Genomic DNA, 16,812 nt, shown 5'->3' on the forward strand with positions numbered 1-16,812 from the left:
CGAGATGAGCGAATACTCCCTTTTCACCTCCGAGTCCGTGTCTGAAGGGCATCCGGACAAAATCGCCGACCAGATTTCTGACGCGGTGCTGGACGCTATCATCGCTGAAGACAAGTTCGCCCGTGTGGCGTGCGAGACGCTGGTGAAAACGGGCGTGGCGATCATCGCCGGCGAAGTTACCACCACTGCCTGGGTCGACCTGGAGCAGATCGTGCGTGACGTGATCACCGACATTGGCTACAACAGCTCCGACGTCGGCTTTGACGGCGCAACCTGCGGTGTGATGAACATCATCGGCAAGCAGTCCCCGGACATCAACCAGGGCGTTGACCGGGCCAAGCCTGAAGACCAGGGCGCCGGCGACCAGGGCCTGATGTTCGGCTACGCCAGCAACGAAACCGACGTACTGATGCCCGCGCCGATCACCTTCTCGCACCAGCTGGTACAACGCCAGGCCGAGGCGCGTAAATCCGGCGTACTGCCATGGCTGCGCCCTGACGCCAAGTCCCAGGTGACCTGCCGCTACGAAGGCGGCAAAGTCGTGGGCATCGACGCCGTCGTACTGTCGACCCAGCACAACCCGGACGTGTCCTACGCCGACCTGCGTGAAGGCGTGATGGAGCTGATCGTCAAGCATGTGTTGCCTGCCGAACTGCTGACCAAGGACACCCAGTTCCACATCAACCCGACCGGCCAGTTCATCATCGGTGGCCCCGTGGGCGACTGCGGCCTGACCGGCCGCAAGATCATCGTCGACAGCTACGGCGGCATGGCCCGTCACGGCGGTGGTGCATTCTCCGGCAAGGACCCTTCCAAGGTTGACCGCTCTGCGGCTTACGCCGGTCGTTATGTGGCCAAGAACATCGTGGCTGCCGGCCTGGCCGAGCGCTGCGAAATCCAGGTTTCCTACGCCATTGGCGTGGCCCAGCCTACGTCGATCTCGCTGAACACCTTCGGCACCGGCAAGATCAGCGATGACAAGATCGTCAAGCTGGTGCGTGAGATCTTCGACCTGCGCCCTTACGCAATCACCACCATGCTCGACCTGCTGCACCCGATGTACCAGGAAACCGCAGCCTACGGCCACTTCGGCCGCACCCCTGCGCAGAAGACTGTGGGTGATGACACCTTCACCACCTTCACTTGGGAAAAAACCGACCGCGCCAACGACCTGCGTACCGCCGCCGGCCTGTAATCGTTCGCGGTAAATAGAGCCCCGCCAGGTCTGCCTGGCGGGGCTTTTTGTTGCCTGCAGGACCACTTCGGGCTTTTTTGGATCCAAGGCTTGCAGGCCAAATGATGGCCCACTAGAATCCGCGCCCTCTCGGGCCCTTCACCTTATTTGGATATTGCACTGCGCCCGCCCGGGATGGATAAGCGCGCAGGCAATCGAACATTGAGGTTTTCATGCGCATTTCCACGCTCGCCCCTGCCGCCCTTCTGCTCAGCCTGTTCACCCTGTCGGCCCAGGCCGCTGACCTGAACGCTTTGAGCGGTGCCCTGAGTGCCCAGCTCGGTGGCGGCAATGCCGGCGACTGCCAGCAGCAACCCAAAGACCTGCAAGCCAAGATCGACGCGGCCAATGCCAAGAACGATCTGCTGAAAGTGCGGGCGTATGAGACTGCGTTGGAGCAGGTCAACAAAGCTTGCAACAAACTCGCCGACAGCCAGGCAAAAGTCGACGCCAAGCAGCAGAAGCAGCAGGCCAAGGCTGAAAACAATGAGGCTGTGAAGGCCTTGGGCGGCCTGTTCAAGTAAACAGAAACACCCGGTAAAAAGCCCCGCTCGGTCGGGGCTTTTTTGTGGGCGCGCGGATCACTTAGGCTGGCCCCCCTTTTCGAGCAAGGATGCTCATGATGCACGTATTACTGGCTGTTCTCATAAGCGCCGCACCCGCCTGGGCCTGGGCCGAAACCTGCCCCGATGACGTTCACTCACAGCTGGAAACCCTGTCCAGGCAAATCCAGCAGTGGGACGACAGCTACCATCGACAGGGCCAAGCCCTGATCAGCGATGAGCTCTACGACCAGGCCCGCAGACGCCTGGCGCATTGGCAAGAATGCACTCGCGAGCAGACACCCAAGCCTGATAACCCGCTGGCCAGTGCGCGCGGTAACTTACCTCACCCGGTCGCACACACTGGCCTGCAAAAGCTGCCGAGCGAGCCCGCCGTCAGTGACTGGCTCAGCACTCGACGGGATGTCTGGGTTCAACCCAAGGTCGATGGCGTTGCGGTGACACTGGTGTATCGCCAGGGCCGCTTGCATCAGCTCATCAGTCGGGGGGACGGCCTGCTTGGCCACGATTGGTCAGCCTCCGCCGCCAAGATCCCCGGCATTGTCCAACAGTTGCCCGACGCCGTTGATGTGGTGCTGCAAGGCGAACTCTATTGGCGCCTCAACCACCATGTGCAATCGCTCAAGGGCGGGCTCAATGCACGCAGCAAAGTGGCTGGCCTGATGAACCGTCGTCGGTTGAGCGATGCCGAGGCTGCCGGGATCGGCCTGTTCGTCTGGGCGTGGCCAGACGGCCCGACGGATTTCACCGAACACCTGGCCACCTTGGCGCGCTGGGGCTTCACCGATAGCCAACAGTACAGCCAACCCGTCAGCACCATCAGCGAAGCTGCGCATTGGCGCACGCATTGGTACAACGCGCCATTACCCTTCGCCAGCGACGGCGTGGTGCTGCACCAGGCTGCGCGAGCGCCCGCCGAGCGCTGGCAAGCCAGTGCGCCCTACTGGTCGGTTGCCTGGAAGTACCCGGCTATCAAGTCACTGGCCCTGGTGCGCAAGGTCGAGTTCAGGGTGGGACGTACCGGGCGTATTACACCTATCCTCGAATTGGAGCCCGTACGGCTGGATGATCGGCAGATCAGCCGAGTGAGCGTCGGCTCCCTGAAACGCTGGCAAGCCCTGGATATCCGCCCCGGCGATCACGTGTCGATCAGCCTGGCGGGCCAGGTCATACCGCGACTGGACGAGGTGATCCTGCGCAACGAGACACGCGTGGACGTGCAGGTACCCAACGCTCAAGACTTCCACGCCTTGAGCTGCTGGCAACTGGACCCTGGCTGCGAAGACCAACTGCTCGCCCGCCTCACCTGGCTGAGCGGTAAACACGGCCTGGCCTTGCCCCACATGGGGCGCGAAACCTGGAACGTATTGATCCAGGCCGGTCTAATCGCAGGCTTTCTCGATTGGTTGACACTTGATGCGGCCGAGCTTGCTACCATTGAGGGCTTAGGCGAGCGTACCCGTGCGCGGGTGCTCGACAGTATTCAAAACGCCCGGCAACGCCCTTTTTCACTATGGCTCAAGGCCTTGGGCGTGCCGCCGGCGGCGCGCAACAACCTGGAAGGAGACTGGCAGACGCTGGTCGCCAAAGACACTCAAGCCTGGCTGGCCTCAGATGGCATCGGCCCGGGACGCGCGGCGCAACTCAGCGCTTTTTTTCGCGACCCGCAGGTACAAGCCTTGGCTGAAACATTACGCGGAGCCGGGATAGATGGGTTTTGATCCCCTCCGCCACCTGATTGCGAACCTGGAGTCTTATATGAAATTTCTCGCCCCCTTTGCCTTGCTGACCTTCGCGAGCTTCATGGCCACGCCGCTGTTGGCCGCCGAAGACGCACAACCCCTCACCGGCTGCGCCGCCAAGCGCCAGGCCATCAGCAGCCAGATCGAACAAGCCAAGGCCCACGGCAACAGCGCGCAACAGGCTGGCCTGGAAAAAGCCCTGGCCGAAGTTACCGCCCACTGCACCGATGCCGGCTTGAAGAAAGAACGTGAAAACAAGGTGCTCGACGCCAAGCACGAAGTCAGCCGCCGTCAGGCCGACCTCGACAAAGCCATGAAAAAAGGCGACCCGGACAAGATCAACAAGCGTAAGGAGAAACTGGCCGACTCGCGTAAAGAGCTGCAGGACGCAGTGGAAGAACTCGACCAGTAAAACCGATCAATGATCGCGGAACTGTTTATGGCAGGCGCTACAGGCATCTTCAACTTTTTGCACCGCAGGTTGAAGGCTACTGGCTTTATAAGGTTGCACCTGGCTGGCGATCACCAATTCACCGGTGGCCGCCTCAAGTTCGCGGGCCAGTTGCTGGAACTGCGCCTGTTTTTGCCACACATCATCTTTGGCACTGGTGTGGTCTTCTTCGCGTACGCTCGGGAAATGTTTCCACGGTTCATGGGACAACGCATCCAGCTTGACCGCACCCTCGGCGAACTTGGCGCCATCAAATTGGATACGTCCGCGCAGCATGCCGCCCAGGTCTTCACCGGTCTTGAGCATCTGCTTGAAGATCGCCTTGCGCTGGCCCAGGGGGGAATTGGGATCAACACCGCCACAGGCAGACAAAGCCAGGCAGGCCAGCAATACAACGGTCAGTTTTTTTAACATCATCATGGCTTCAAGGTCACGGGAAACGGCGGCCAGTATCCTCGCACCGCCCACAAAGACCAATAGCCCTATTAATAATAAGGTTGCCCGGATGCAGTGAAGCGCGGGCAATCGTTTCAGGAATTGCTTGCATGAATGTCACCTTCAAACCCTGGGGCCGCCGCCTGGCTTGGGCTCTGCCAATGTTCGCGCTACTGGCCGGCTGCGATGCCGGTAAAGACACCGATAAAGAAGTTGCCCAGGAGCCAACCAAACCTCACGCCGTTGCCACCTATGTGAGCGCACCGTGGGAAGCCCTGCCGAGCGTTTCCGACAGCGACTTGCTCGCCGGGTTTGAATCCTGGCGCAGCGCCTGCCAGCGCCTCAAGGCCGACCCGGTCTGGGGCCCGACCTGCGCGACAGCGGCCAGCGTACCGGGCGATGCCGTAGCGGTTCGTAGCTTTCTCAAGGAACACCTGGACGTCTTCGGCCTGCGTTCGGCCAACAACACGCCAAACGGCTTGATCACGGGTTATTACGAGCCGGTCTACCCCGGCAGCCTGACCAAGACCGCCACCGCCCACGTGCCGGTATACGGCGTGCCGGACGACCTGATTGTCGTCAACCTCGACAGCATCTATCCGGAGCTCAAGGGCAAGCGCCTGCGCGGGCGCCTGGAAGGCCGTGTGCTCAAGCCGTATGACGACGCCAGCACTCTCAACAGCCAAGGCTCCACCGCCAAGCCGATCGCCTGGCTGACCGACCCGATGGACCTGCAGTTCCTGCAAATCCAGGGCTCGGGGCGTATTCAACTGGCCGGCGGGCGTCAACTGCGTGTGGGTTACGGCGACCAGAACGGCTACCCGTACCGCCCTATTGGCCGTTGGCTGGTGGAACAAGGCGAACTGAAAAAAGAAGACGTGACCATGGGCGCCATCAGCGCCTGGGCCAAGGCCCACCCGCAGCGCATTCCAGAACTGCTGGCGAGCAACCCCAGCTACGTATTCTTCAGTGCCCGCCCCGACAGCAACGAAGGCCCACGCGGTTCGCTGAACGTGCCATTGACCGCCGGCTACAGCGTGGCAGTGGATCGCAAGGTAATTCCGCTGGGCAGCCTGTTGTGGTTGTCGACCACCAAACCAGACGGCACGCCACTGGCACGCCCTGTCGCCGCGCAGGATACCGGCGGCGCAATCACCGGAGAAGTGCGCGCAGATCTGTTCTGGGGCACAGGCAATGCCGCAGGCGAGTTGGCGGGGAATATGAAACAGCAAGGGCAGATCTGGATGCTGTGGCCCAAAGGCGCGGCGTTGCCCCAGGTGCCGGATGCGCCTGCCGGAACCTGACAATCACTGGCGCTTTTTTTAGGAGCGAGCTTGCTCGCGAAAAACGCACAGGCGCCGCGCTTACTCAGGAAGCACGCGTTATCGTTGACGTTCTTCGCGAGCAAGCTCGCTCCTACAACACCCCTTACATCGAAACGAAGAAGAAACTCGCAATCAACGCCATACCCACGGCCCACACCAGCGAACGCAAGATCGCCCAGTCCGCCAGGTAGCAAATGATGTACAGCAGGCGGCTGGTGATAAACAGCACTGCCAGCACGTTGATCGTCACCAGTTCGGCGTTGCCGGCCAGGTGCGCAATGATGACTGCAGCGGCAAACGCCGGGGTCACTTCGAAACTGTTGAGTTGCGCGCTATGAGCACGCTTGGCGACGCCTTCCAGGCTATCGAGGAAGGCACGCGGGTCGTGGTTATCCCGTGGCCCGAACTTGCCTGTGCTGAACTTGGCCACACCAGTGCAAATGTACGGCAGAAAGATTGCGATCAATACACACCATAAAGCGACTGTCATCACCGATTCCTTTTAGTTTTATCCGACGGTTAGAGTTTCATCACCAACATGCCAATCAACACCAACCCACAGGCTATGAGCCGTGGACGGCCAAAAGGTTCTTTCAAGTAACGCATGCCGAACAGCACCACCAGAATCACACTGACTTCGCGCAGCGCGGCGGCTTCGGCAATCGAGCCCAACTGCATGGCCCAAAGTACCAAAGCGTAGCTCAACAACACGCACAGCCCCACGCTCAAGCCCAACCGCCACTGGGTGCGCCAGAACAGGCTGAAGGCCGCACGCTTGCGCACCAGCGCCAGCAACGGAAACGGCCAGGCGCTGATCAGCGTCAGCCACACCAGATAATCCAGCGGATGCGACCAGCGCCGCAGCGCCTGCCCGTCCAGAAAGGTGTAGCAGCCGATGCACAGACCAATCAATACCACCACCGGTAGCATCGACCAGGGCAACCGGTCACCGCCGCCGCCCTGCCACAGCAGGCACACCATGCCGAACGGAATCAGCAGAATCCCCAGAATCTGCTGGGTATTCAATACTTCGCCGGCAAACACCAGGGTCAGCACCAGCACCACCAGCGGCGACAAACCGCGCATCAACGGATACACCAGGCCCAGGTCACCCACCCGATAGGCCTGGATCAACAAATAGCGATAGAGCAACTCAAACAACGCAGAAGCAATGATCCACGGCCAGATGTCCAGCGGCGGCCAGGACACGAAGCCCACCGCGAATACCACGAACAGCAGCGCCACACTGTCCATGCAGGCAATGACTAAAAGGCGCTCGCCGCTGAACTTGATCAAGGTGTTCCACGTCGCATGCAACAGCGCCGCTACCAGCACCAGGGCTGTCGCTCCCACCAGAACCTCCTTAATTGATACGTCATGTAACAGCACCTGTTTATACTAACTACCGATTCGACGCACCCCGTGCGCCTATATTTCCCTGCTCCAAGGACCCCGGATGCTTGAACTTGTCGCCGCCTTCATCTGCCTCACCACCCTGCTCACTTATGTGAACTTCCGCTTTATCGGCCTGCCGCCCACCATTGGCGTGATGGTCACCGCACTGTTGTTCTCGCTGATCCTGCAAGGCCTGAGCGTGCTCGGCTACCCAGGCCTGGAAGAACGTATCCAGCAGTTGATCGGCCAGATCGACTTCGGCGATTTGCTGATGAACTGGATGCTGTCGTTCCTGCTGTTCGCCGGCGCCTTGCACGTCAACTTGAACGACTTGCGCAGCTACCGCTGGCCCATCGGCCTGCTGGCAACCTTTGGCGTATTGATCGCCACCGTGGTCATCGGCAGCCTGGCGTACTACATCTTCGCCCTGTTTGGCTGGCACGTGAGTTTCCTTTACTGCCTGCTGTTCGGTGCCCTGATATCCCCTACCGATCCCATTGCGGTGCTCGGCGTGCTACGGACCGCCAATGCCTCCAAACCGCTGAAAACCACCATCGTCGGCGAGTCGCTGTTCAATGACGGCACCGCCGTGGTGGTGTTTACCGTGCTGCTGGGTATCGCGCAGTTGGGTGAGACGCCCACCGTGAGCGCCACGGCCATGCTGTTTGCCCACGAAGCCATTGGCGGCGTGCTGTTTGGCGGGCTGATCGGCTATCTCGTGTACCTGATGATTAAGAGCATCGAACAGCACCAGATCGAAGTCATGCTGACCCTCGCCCTGGTGATCGGCGGCTCGGCCATGGCCTCGGAGCTGCATGTGTCCGCACCGATTGCGATGGTGGTCGCGGGGCTGATCATCGGCAACCTGGGGCGCAAACTGGCGATGAACGACATGACGCGTCGCTACCTGGATGGTTTCTGGGAACTGCTCGATGACATGCTCAATGCCTTGCTGTTTGCGCTGATCGGCATGGAGCTGCTGCTACTGCCATTCAACTGGCTGCATGTGTTCGCGGCCAGCCTGCTGGCAGTGGCGATCCTGCTCTCGCGCCTGCTGACCGTGGCCCCGGCGATCCTGTTGCTGCGCCGTTGGCGCACGGTACCGCGCGGCACTATCCGTATCCTTACCTGGGGCGGCTTGCGCGGCGGCGTTTCGGTGGCACTGGCCTTGGCCCTGCCTCTGGGCCCGGAGCGTGACTTGTTGCTGAGCATCACCTACATCGTGGTGCTGTCTTCGATCCTGTTGCAGGGGTTGAGCATCGGCAAGCTGGTCAAGCACGTGACCCGGGACGAACCCCAGGCCACGCCTGAGCATCACTGATCCTTGTTGATCTGCTGCGGATGCCTCGGGTCCGCAGCCTTTTTACCTGGCAGGCTGCTTTCGCTGCGAACCTGCGCATGGCTGATCAACGCGAAGATGAAACTGCCGCCGATGATGTTGCCGGCCAGGGTCGGCCCGGCGAAGACCAGCCAGAAATCCTTCCATGGCAACTCGCCGGCAAATACCAGGTAGGACACTTCGGCTGAACCGACGACGATATGGGTGAAGTCACCCAGAGCCATGAAGTAGGTGATCAGAATGATGATCCACAGCTTGGCACTCTCCATCGACGGGATCATCCAGACCATGGTGGCGATCATCCAACCGGAGACGATGCCCTTGGCGAACATCTGCGCGGGGTCGTTCTCCATGACCTTGCGCCCGATCTCGAGGAAGGCCAGGTCGGTCTTGGTATCGAAGATCGGCAGGTGCAGCATCACGTATGCCACCAGCAAGGTGCCACACAGGTTGCCCACCAGCACCACTGACCACAGCCGCAACAGACGCCCGGCATTCGCCAGGGTTGGCTTGCTCATCACCGGTAGCACGGCGGTCAGGGTGTTTTCGGTAAACAGTTGCTGGCGTGCCAGGATCACCGCGAGGAAGCCCGCGCAGTAGCCGAAGCTGGCAATTACCTTGAAGGCTTCGCCCTCAGGCAGGCGTGAATTGAGCAGCCCCATGGCCATCAGTGACAAACCCATGGTCAGCCCGGCTGCCAAGGCCGACCACCACAACGCGGCGACACTGCGCTCCAGCTCCTGGTCGCCCTGGGTACGAATGATTTCGTGCAATACCGCTGCGCGGGGCGGCTGGTTCTTGTCGACGTCCTGCTGCTCTTCCTGGGACAGGTTGGGGGTCTTGCCGTCTTCTTGCGTAGCCATGGTGATACCTGAACGGGGGGCGATGTTCAGGTACGACCTATGGTTGATGAAGAGCGTTCACTGGTCCTGCGCGGGATTACTCGCTGAGGCCGTCTTCCTGGAACTGATCCTTGACGTACTTGATCTCTGTACGGCCGTGAGGCGATGGCAAACCGTCTTCGCCGAGGTTGACGAAGACCATTTTTTCTACCGTCAGGATGCTTTTGCGCGTGATCTTGTTACGCACTTCACAGGTCAGGGTAATAGAGGTACGACCAAACTCGGTGGCCGTGATCCCCAGCTCGATGATGTCGCCCTGGCGCGAGGCGCTGACAAAGTTGATTTCCGAGATGTACTTGGTGACCACGCGCTGGTTGCCGAGTTGGACAATGGCGTAGATGGCCGCTTCTTCGTCGATCCAGCGCAACAGGCTGCCGCCGAACAGTGTGCCGTTGGGGTTGAGGTCTTCGGGTTTTACCCATTTGCGGGTGTGGAAGTTCATGGTCACTCCAAAGCGTCTTGCCAAATGATAGGCAACATCATGGCAGAGCAAGGACCCAAGCTCTATGAGCCATTAGCTATCAAGCCCATGAACGATCTTCATGCCGCCGACAGAAAGGCTTGGGAAGTGCCGCTTACACGGCTATAATCGCCTCCGCTTCAAAACGGTCATCTTTGATTGATACCGTTCTCCCGCCACCTGTCCGAGGGGCGCTGCAGCAGGTTCAACCTGTCAGGCTCGGATGGGGCGTTGTCCGGCCTGGTTGCCCTGGCCTGATACTAAACGCACAACGGCGCCCATTCGCACACTACGAATGGAGGCTCTCTATGAGCGCTGTAATGACGCCTGCAGATTTCAACGACTACAAAGTCGCCGACATGTCCCTTGCTGCCTGGGGCCGTCGCGAAACCTTTATCGCCGAATCCGAAATGCCAGCCCTGATGGGCCTGCGCCGCAAGTACGCCGCTGAGCAGCCGCTCAAGGGCGCCAAGATTCTCGGCTGCATCCACATGACCATCCAGACTGCCGTGCTGATCGAAACCCTGGTTGCTCTGGGTGCCGAAGTGCGTTGGTCGTCCTGCAATATCTTCTCGACTCAAGACCAGGCCGCTGCCGCTATCGCTGCTGCCGGTATCCCGGTATTCGCCTGGAAAGGCGAGACCGAAGAAGAGTACGAGTGGTGCCTGGAGCAAACCATCCTCAAAGATGGCGCGCCTTGGGATGCCAACATGATCCTTGACGACGGCGGCGACCTCACCGAGTTGCTGCACAAGAAATACCCGCAGATCCTCGACCGCGTCCACGGCGTGACCGAAGAGACCACCACCGGCGTACACCGCCTGCTGGACATGCTGGCCAAGGGCGAGCTGAAAATCCCGGCCATCAACGTCAACGACTCGGTGACCAAGAGCAAGAACGACAACAAGTACGGCTGCCGTCACAGCCTGAACGATGCGATCAAGCGCGGCACCGACCACCTGCTGTCGGGCAAGCAAGCCCTGGTGATCGGCTACGGTGACGTGGGCAAGGGTTCGTCCCAGTCCCTGCGTCAGGAAGGCATGATCGTCAAGGTCTCCGAAGTCGACCCGATCTGCGCCATGCAAGCCTGCATGGACGGTTTCGAAGTAGTTTCGCCGTTCATCAACGGCCAGAACGACGGCACCGAAGCCAGCATCGACAAAGCCCTGCTGGGCAAGATCGACCTGATCGTCACCACCACCGGTAACGTGAATGTGTGCGATGCGAACATGCTCAAGGCCCTGAAGAAGCGCGCCGTTGTCTGCAACATCGGTCACTTCGACAACGAGATCGACACCGCTTTCATGCGCAAGAACTGGGCATGGGAAGAAGTGAAGCCGCAGGTACACAAGGTTCACCGTACCGGCGCTGGTGATTTCGACCCACAGAATGATGACTACCTGATCCTGCTGGCCGAAGGCCGCCTGGTGAACCTGGGCAACGCCACTGGTCACCCAAGCCGCATCATGGATGGCTCGTTCGCCAACCAGGTGCTGGCGCAGATCTTCCTGTTCGAACAGAAGTACGCCGACCTGTCGCCAGCCCAGAAAGCCGAGCGCCTGACTGTGGAAGTACTGCCGAAGAAACTCGACGAAGAAGTGGCCCTGGAAATGGTCCGCGGCTTCGGCGGTGTGGTGACTCAACTGACCAAGACCCAGGCCGACTACATCGGCGTGACGGTTGAAGGCCCGTTCAAGCCGCACGCTTACCGCTACTGATCGGCCTTGCTGGCGCCGGCTCTTCTGTGGGAGCCGGGCTTGCCCGCGATGCAGACGCCTCGGTGTTCCAGTAACACCGAGCTGATGCTATCGCAGGCAAGCCAGCTCCCACAGAAAGCCAGGCACCCGCATCGATTGCGTATGCCTTCCAGGCTTTCGAGTTTCCAAGGGTATGACCATGTCCCAAGACCGTCGCTACAGCTTCGAGTTCTTCCCGACCAAGACCGATGCTGGGCATGAAAAACTGATGGCGACTGCCAAGCAGTTGGCCAGCTTCAGCCCTGACTTCTTCTCCTGCACCTACGGCGCTGGCGGTTCGACCCGTGATCGCACAATCAACACCGTGTTGCAGCTTGAAAGTGAAGTCAAAGTTCCCGCCGCTCCGCATTTGTCCTGCGTGGGCGACAGCAAGGCCGACCTGCGTAGCCTGCTGACCCAATACAAAGCCGCCGGCATCAAGCGCATCGTTGCCCTGCGTGGCGACCTGCCATCAGGTATGGGCATGGCCAGCGGTGAGCTGCGCTACGCCAACGACCTGGTGAGCTTCATCCGCGAAGAAAGTGGCGATCACTTCCATGTCGAAGTAGCCGCTTACCCGGAGATGCACCCCCAGGCGCGCAATTTCGAAGACGATTTGCAGAACTTCGTGCGCAAGGCCAATGCCGGCGCCGACAGTGCAATCACCCAGTATTTCTTTAACGCCGACAGCTACTTCTACTTCGTCGAGCGTGTACGGGCGATGGGCGTGAACATCCCGATCGTGCCGGGCATCATGCCGATCACCAATTACAGCAAGCTGGCGCGCTTCTCCGACGCCTGCGGCGCAGAGATCCCGCGCTGGGTGCGCAAGCAACTGGAAGCCTATGGCGATGACGTCAAAAGCATCCAGGCGTTCGGCGAGCAGGTCATCACCGAGATGTGTGAGCAATTGTTGCAAGGTGGTGCACCAGGGTTGCATTTCTATACCCTGAACCAGGCTGAACCCAGCCTTGCCATCTGGAACAACCTCAAGCTGCCACGTTAACGCTTGACCAGTTGTACCAAGGCCCTCGTTCTGACGAGGGCCTTTGTCGTTTTACGTTACCCACGGAACCCCGCAGTCCATGAATACAGTGCCCTCGACGTCCCGCCCGCAACTGGTCTACCTGGTCTTCGGCGCCGACACCTACCATCAGGAAGCCGTATTCAGCATCGCCAGCGCACTGGCATTCCTGCAGGACACGCCGGACGCGAACATCGACATTCAGGTATTCAGCGACAACCCCGAACCCTATCGCTTGCTGCCGGTGCGCGTCCGCCCGCTGGACGAGGCCACCCGCAAACGCTGGAGCGAGCCCCACGGCTATCACTTTCGTACCAAACACGTGGTGCTGCGCCAGGTGCTGCAAGAATCCCAGGTAGCACTGCTCATCGACACCGACACTTTCTTCCATCATTCGCCCATGGCCCTGTTCGAACGCGTACAGCCCGGCACCCTGCTGTGCAACGCTTTCTACACCAAGTACGGCGACAATCACGAGAGCATCCTCTACACCGCCCTGCGCCAGCGCCTGCTGGACATGGGCGTGGCCGACGATGACATGATGACCCTCAACTCCGGCGTCATGGGCCTGACCCAACAGGATGCGCACATCCTCGACCACTCCATCGAGTTGATGGATGAACTGTTCCCCCACGCCCAGGGCGCCTACACCCTGGAAGAGTTCTGCCTGTCCATCGCCGCCTACCGTACCCTCAAGGTGCGCGAGTGCCCGGACCTGATCCACCATTACTGGAGCCGCAAACAGCTGTTCCGGGCCAAGGTCAAGGCGTGGATCGCCAAGCACGCCAGCGCGCCCACCAGTGTGCAAGCCCTGGCCGATACGCGCCAAGTCTCCTCGCACCTGCCGCGCCCGCCGCGTTTGCAGCGTTTGATGTACAAGCTGATCACCCTGCTGCTGCCCAAGCATCAGCAACAGTTCATCCGCGAGATTCTCTACGGCTGCTACGAACACGAAAACGAGTTCGACCAGGCGTGCGGCCCGGTTTGGTGGGACAAGGCCCGACAAAACCAGGAAGAACGCCAGAAGCGCCCGATTGATGCCCACCAGTTGGAACACTGGTTCGCCAACCCCGTGGTGCGTTTGATTCTGGGTGAGCGCCGGGCCGCGATCCACGAACACCTGCTGAACGCTCCCGCGAAGTAAGACCGCCCGCCAATGCGCGTGCCAGAGCTTCTCTTTCTTCGGGGAGCGTCGTAACCTCAGGGTATGCCCGTCCTCTTCAAGCTGTTGACCGCTGTGCTGTTTTCTTGCCTGAGCCTGGCCGCTCATGGCGAGAAACTGCGCATTGTCACCGAACCCTGGGCGCCCTATGTCTACGAAGACAACGGCACCATGGCCGGCCTGGATTATGAAACCACCCTGATCGTGTTCCAGCGCCTGGGGGTGGATGTGCAATGGCAGTTCCTCCCTTGGAAGCGCTGCCTGGCGATGCTCGAGCAGGGCCACGCCGACGGCGCGCTGGATATCTTTCACAGCCAGGAGCGCGACGCGTTGCTGCTCTATCCCAGCGAGCCGTTGTCGGAAGTCGAATTTGTCTTGTTCTATGCCAACGAACGCCCTCACCCCGCCGCCACGCTCGACGACCTGCGCGGCCTGACCGTTGGCGTTTCCCCTGGCTACCTTTATGGCGACGCGTTCAGTAAGTCCAACACCTTCCAGCGCGAACCCGCCCCCAGCCATGAAGCCAACTTTGGCAAACTCATGCTGGGGCGCGTCGATATGGTGGTGACTGACCGGCGCGTGGGGCACCACGTGCTCAAGGCCCTGGGCCTGGAAGGTAAAGTCAGCCAGGCATCGGTGGTGGTCAGCCGCCAGCAGCAATTTCTTGCGGTACGCCGTGGCGCAGGCATGGACTTGCTGGTGCAACGCTTTGCCGCCGAGCTCAAGCGCTTCAAGCAAGAGCCCGCCTATGCCACATTGAGCGCCAAATATGGCCGGATGCACGAGCAAACGGCACCCATACCAGCCCCCGAACACGCCGTTGAGCAGCAGGAAAGCAGCGCGCAGTGATTGCTCTGTTATACTGCGGCCTTTCCGCCAGGCTTACGCCCGGCCGCTCGGGTCTTGAAAACGGCACCCAACCCAGCTACTGCGCAGCTTTGCAGCCCGCGCGAGCCGGTGGAGTGCCCGCCAGACGCAGCAGGACCGGACGGGGTTGCGCTCCCCTAAGCGCCATTCACGCCCGGCAAGATTATCCCTTTGGGCCAAGCCCTAACTAAAACAGGATTACTCATGTCCTTTGCTTCCCTCGGTCTCTCCGAGGCTTTAGTCCGCGCCATCGAGGCAGCGGGCTATACCGAGCCTACTCCGGTGCAACAGCGGGCCATTCCCGCCGTGTTGCAAGGTCGCGACCTGATGGTCGCGGCTCAGACAGGTACTGGTAAAACCGGCGGTTTCGCCCTCCCGATCCTGGAGCGGTTGTTTCCCAACGGTCACCCGGACAAATCCCAACGTCACGGCCCGCGCCAACCGCGTGTACTGGTCCTGACCCCAACCCGCGAACTCGCCGCTCAGGTGCACGACAGCTTCAAGCTGTATGCCCGCGACTTGAAGTTCGTCAGCGCCTGCATCTTCGGCGGCGTCGGCATGAACCCTCAGGTTCAGGCCATGTCCCGTGGCGTCGATGTACTGGTGGCCTGCCCGGGTCGCTTGCTCGACCTGTGCGGCCAAGGCAGCGTCGATTTGTCCCACGTGGAAATCCTCGTGCTGGACGAAGCCGACCGCATGCTCGACATGGGCTTTGTCCATGACGTGAAAAAGGTCCTCGCCCGCCTGCCGGCCAAACGTCAGAACCTGCTGTTCTCGGCAACGTTCTCCAACGACATCACCGCCCTGGCCGGCAAGCTGCTGCACAACCCGGAGCGCATCGAAGTCACGCCGCCCAACACCACGGTCGAGCGTATCGAGCAACGCGTGTTCCGCCTTGCCGCCAGCCACAAGCGCTCGCTGCTCGCGCACCTGATCACCCAGGGTGCCTGGGAACAGGTGCTGGTATTCACCCGCACCAAGCACGGCGCCAACCGCCTGGCCGAGTACCTGGACAAGCACGGCCTCACCGCCGTCGCCATCCACGGCAACAAGAGCCAGAACGCGCGCACCAAAGCCCTGGCCGACTTCAAGGCCGGCAGCGTGCGTATCCTGGTGGCCACCGATATCGCCGCACGCGGCCTGGATATCGACCAGTTACCACACGTGGTCAACTTCGAGCTGCCAAACGTCGATGAAGACTATGTGCACCGTATCGGCCGTACGGGCCGTGCCGGTCGTTCGGGCGAGGCCATTTCGCTGGTCGCGCCGGACGAAGAAAAACTGCTGAAAAGCATCGAGCGCATGACCAAGCAGAAAATCGCCGATGGCGACCTGATGGGCTTCGATGCCAGCGCCGTGGAGGCCGAGAAGCCAGAAGCGCGCGAGCGTCCGGATGTGCGCAACCCTCGCAACCCACGGGGTCCGAAGGGCGATGGCCCGAACGGCGGCGGTGGTGGCGGTGGTCGTCGCGACAAAGGCAAGGACAAGGGCAAGGAAAAATCCGCGACCAGCAGCCGTGGCGAACGCCCGGCCCGTGAGCAGAAGCCCCGTGAAGGCACCCCGGCCCGCGAACAGCGCCAGCCGAGCCAGCCGCCACGCGCCGCGGCCGACCGCGCCCCGGACGAGTTCCTTGACGACGATATCGATAACTTCGGTAACCGCGTCGACTACGTGCCCCAGGCCAAACCGGCCCAGGGCCGTGGCCGTCGTCCAGGGGCTCCTGCCCAGGGCACAGGCGCTCCACGTAGCGGCCAGCCACAGGGCGGTCGCCAGAACGCCCCGCGCAACAGCAGCGGCGGCACCACCGGTACCCCGCCTGCCAAGCGCAGCGGCCCGCGCAATGGCGCACCGCGTGACGGCCAGGCCCGTCGCGAAGATTCACGCAGCAACAACCGCCGCCCTGCCCGTGACGATCAGCCTCGCTCGTCCGAGCCTGCAGTACAAAACCCACGGGGTGGCCCGGCGCCGAAGATCATCCACAAGGAGTCGAAAGCGGATCGCTTCCCGACACCTGAGCAGTTGGATCAACTGCCAGGCCGCCCTCGTGGTGAGAAACCAGCGCTGCTGACTCGCAACCGCGAAGCATAAAAAAAACCCGTATCGTGAGATACGGGTTTTTTTTGCCTGTAGGAGCTAGCTCGCGAAGGTCGTCAACGATAACGCGGGCATCCTGGTTT

General features: G+C 60.9%; 16 protein-coding genes and 1 riboswitch. Of the genes, 11 read left to right on the forward strand and 5 right to left on the reverse strand.

Annotation, left to right across the window (positions count from 1 at the left end; all coding sequences use genetic code 11):
- Positions 1–4 precede the first annotated feature (4 nt).
- The 4 genes from metK to GIV26_RS08230 all read left to right on the forward strand — a co-directional run bounded on the left by metK (position 5) and on the right by GIV26_RS08230 (position 3,951).
- Positions 5–1,195, forward strand: a complete 1,191-nt coding sequence (gene metK, locus GIV26_RS08215) for a methionine adenosyltransferase (RefSeq protein ID WP_060548155.1) — start codon at positions 5–7, stop codon at positions 1,193–1,195.
- A gap of 212 nt (positions 1,196–1,407) precedes the next feature.
- On the forward strand, positions 1,408–1,758 hold the full coding sequence (locus GIV26_RS08220) for a hypothetical protein (protein ID WP_236280034.1): 351 nt from the start codon (positions 1,408–1,410) through the stop codon (positions 1,756–1,758).
- A gap of 95 nt (positions 1,759–1,853) precedes the next feature.
- The gene (gene ligB, locus GIV26_RS08225; RefSeq protein ID WP_236280036.1) at positions 1,854–3,518 is read left to right on the forward strand and encodes an NAD-dependent DNA ligase LigB; all 1,665 of its coding nucleotides are present in this window, start codon (positions 1,854–1,856) and stop codon (positions 3,516–3,518) included.
- A 37-nt stretch (positions 3,519–3,555) separates the two neighbouring features.
- Complete coding sequence (locus tag GIV26_RS08230; protein WP_034129072.1) at positions 3,556–3,951, forward strand: DUF1090 domain-containing protein; 396 nt, start codon at positions 3,556–3,558, stop codon at positions 3,949–3,951.
- Between the two features lie 6 nt (positions 3,952–3,957).
- On the opposite strand, the gene GIV26_RS08235 is transcribed toward GIV26_RS08230, so the two are convergent.
- Complete coding sequence (locus GIV26_RS08235; protein WP_236280038.1) at positions 3,958–4,407, reverse strand: c-type cytochrome; 450 nt, start codon at positions 4,405–4,407, stop codon at positions 3,958–3,960.
- A gap of 128 nt (positions 4,408–4,535) precedes the next feature.
- Here GIV26_RS08235 and mltA point away from each other — a divergent pair, with 128 nt between their 5' ends.
- Entirely contained in the window at positions 4,536–5,729 is a 1,194-nt protein-coding gene (mltA, locus tag GIV26_RS08240) for a murein transglycosylase A (protein ID WP_236280040.1), read from the forward strand.
- A 124-nt stretch (positions 5,730–5,853) separates the two neighbouring features.
- On the opposite strand, the gene GIV26_RS08245 is transcribed toward mltA, so the two are convergent.
- Both GIV26_RS08245 and GIV26_RS08250 read right to left on the reverse strand, forming a co-directional pair.
- Positions 5,854–6,240, reverse strand: a complete 387-nt coding sequence (locus GIV26_RS08245; RefSeq protein WP_034128911.1) for an MAPEG family protein — start codon at positions 6,238–6,240, stop codon at positions 5,854–5,856.
- A 29-nt stretch (positions 6,241–6,269) separates the two neighbouring features.
- Positions 6,270–7,103: an EamA family transporter gene (locus GIV26_RS08250; RefSeq protein ID WP_205548365.1), complete on the reverse strand. Its 834-nt coding sequence runs from the start codon at positions 7,101–7,103 to the stop codon at positions 6,270–6,272.
- Positions 7,104–7,206: 103 nt separating this feature from the next.
- On the opposite strand from GIV26_RS08250, the gene GIV26_RS08255 reads away from it, so the two are divergent.
- Entirely contained in the window at positions 7,207–8,466 is a 1,260-nt protein-coding gene (locus GIV26_RS08255) for a cation:proton antiporter (protein ID WP_034128913.1), read from the forward strand.
- Here the strand turns inward: GIV26_RS08255 and GIV26_RS08260 are convergent.
- A complete protein-coding gene (locus tag GIV26_RS08260; protein ID WP_034128914.1) occupies positions 8,460–9,347 on the reverse strand; it encodes a formate/nitrite transporter family protein in 888 nt (295 codons plus the stop codon). The genes GIV26_RS08255 and GIV26_RS08260 overlap by 7 nt on opposite strands.
- A gap of 76 nt (positions 9,348–9,423) precedes the next feature.
- Positions 9,424–9,828, reverse strand: coding sequence for an acyl-CoA thioesterase (locus tag GIV26_RS08265; RefSeq protein ID WP_329610234.1), 405 nt, complete (start codon positions 9,826–9,828; stop codon positions 9,424–9,426).
- 198 nt (positions 9,829–10,026) lie between these two features.
- A riboswitch (S-adenosyl-L-homocysteine riboswitch) is annotated at positions 10,027–10,133 on the forward strand.
- A 21-nt stretch (positions 10,134–10,154) separates the two neighbouring features.
- Between GIV26_RS08265 and ahcY the strand changes: the two genes are divergently transcribed.
- The 5 genes from ahcY (at position 10,155) to GIV26_RS08290 (ending at position 16,723) form a co-directional block, all read left to right on the forward strand.
- Positions 10,155–11,564, forward strand: coding sequence for an adenosylhomocysteinase (gene ahcY / locus GIV26_RS08270; protein WP_034128916.1), 1,410 nt, complete (start codon positions 10,155–10,157; stop codon positions 11,562–11,564).
- A gap of 178 nt (positions 11,565–11,742) precedes the next feature.
- A complete protein-coding gene (metF, locus tag GIV26_RS08275; protein ID WP_034129073.1) occupies positions 11,743–12,588 on the forward strand; it encodes a methylenetetrahydrofolate reductase [NAD(P)H] in 846 nt (281 codons plus the stop codon).
- A 79-nt stretch (positions 12,589–12,667) separates the two neighbouring features.
- The gene (locus tag GIV26_RS08280) at positions 12,668–13,750 is read left to right on the forward strand and encodes a hypothetical protein (RefSeq protein WP_236280042.1); all 1,083 of its coding nucleotides are present in this window, start codon (positions 12,668–12,670) and stop codon (positions 13,748–13,750) included.
- 63 nt (positions 13,751–13,813) lie between these two features.
- Positions 13,814–14,617, forward strand: a complete 804-nt coding sequence (locus tag GIV26_RS08285; RefSeq protein ID WP_236280044.1) for a substrate-binding periplasmic protein — start codon at positions 13,814–13,816, stop codon at positions 14,615–14,617.
- Between the two features lie 222 nt (positions 14,618–14,839).
- Entirely contained in the window at positions 14,840–16,723 is a 1,884-nt protein-coding gene (locus GIV26_RS08290) for a DEAD/DEAH box helicase (RefSeq protein WP_034128919.1), read from the forward strand.
- Positions 16,724–16,812: the final 89 nt, after the last annotated feature.

Source organism: Pseudomonas sp. PA-1-3F (assembly GCF_021609665.1).
Classification (GTDB): domain Bacteria; phylum Pseudomonadota; class Gammaproteobacteria; order Pseudomonadales; family Pseudomonadaceae; genus Aquipseudomonas; species Aquipseudomonas paracarnis.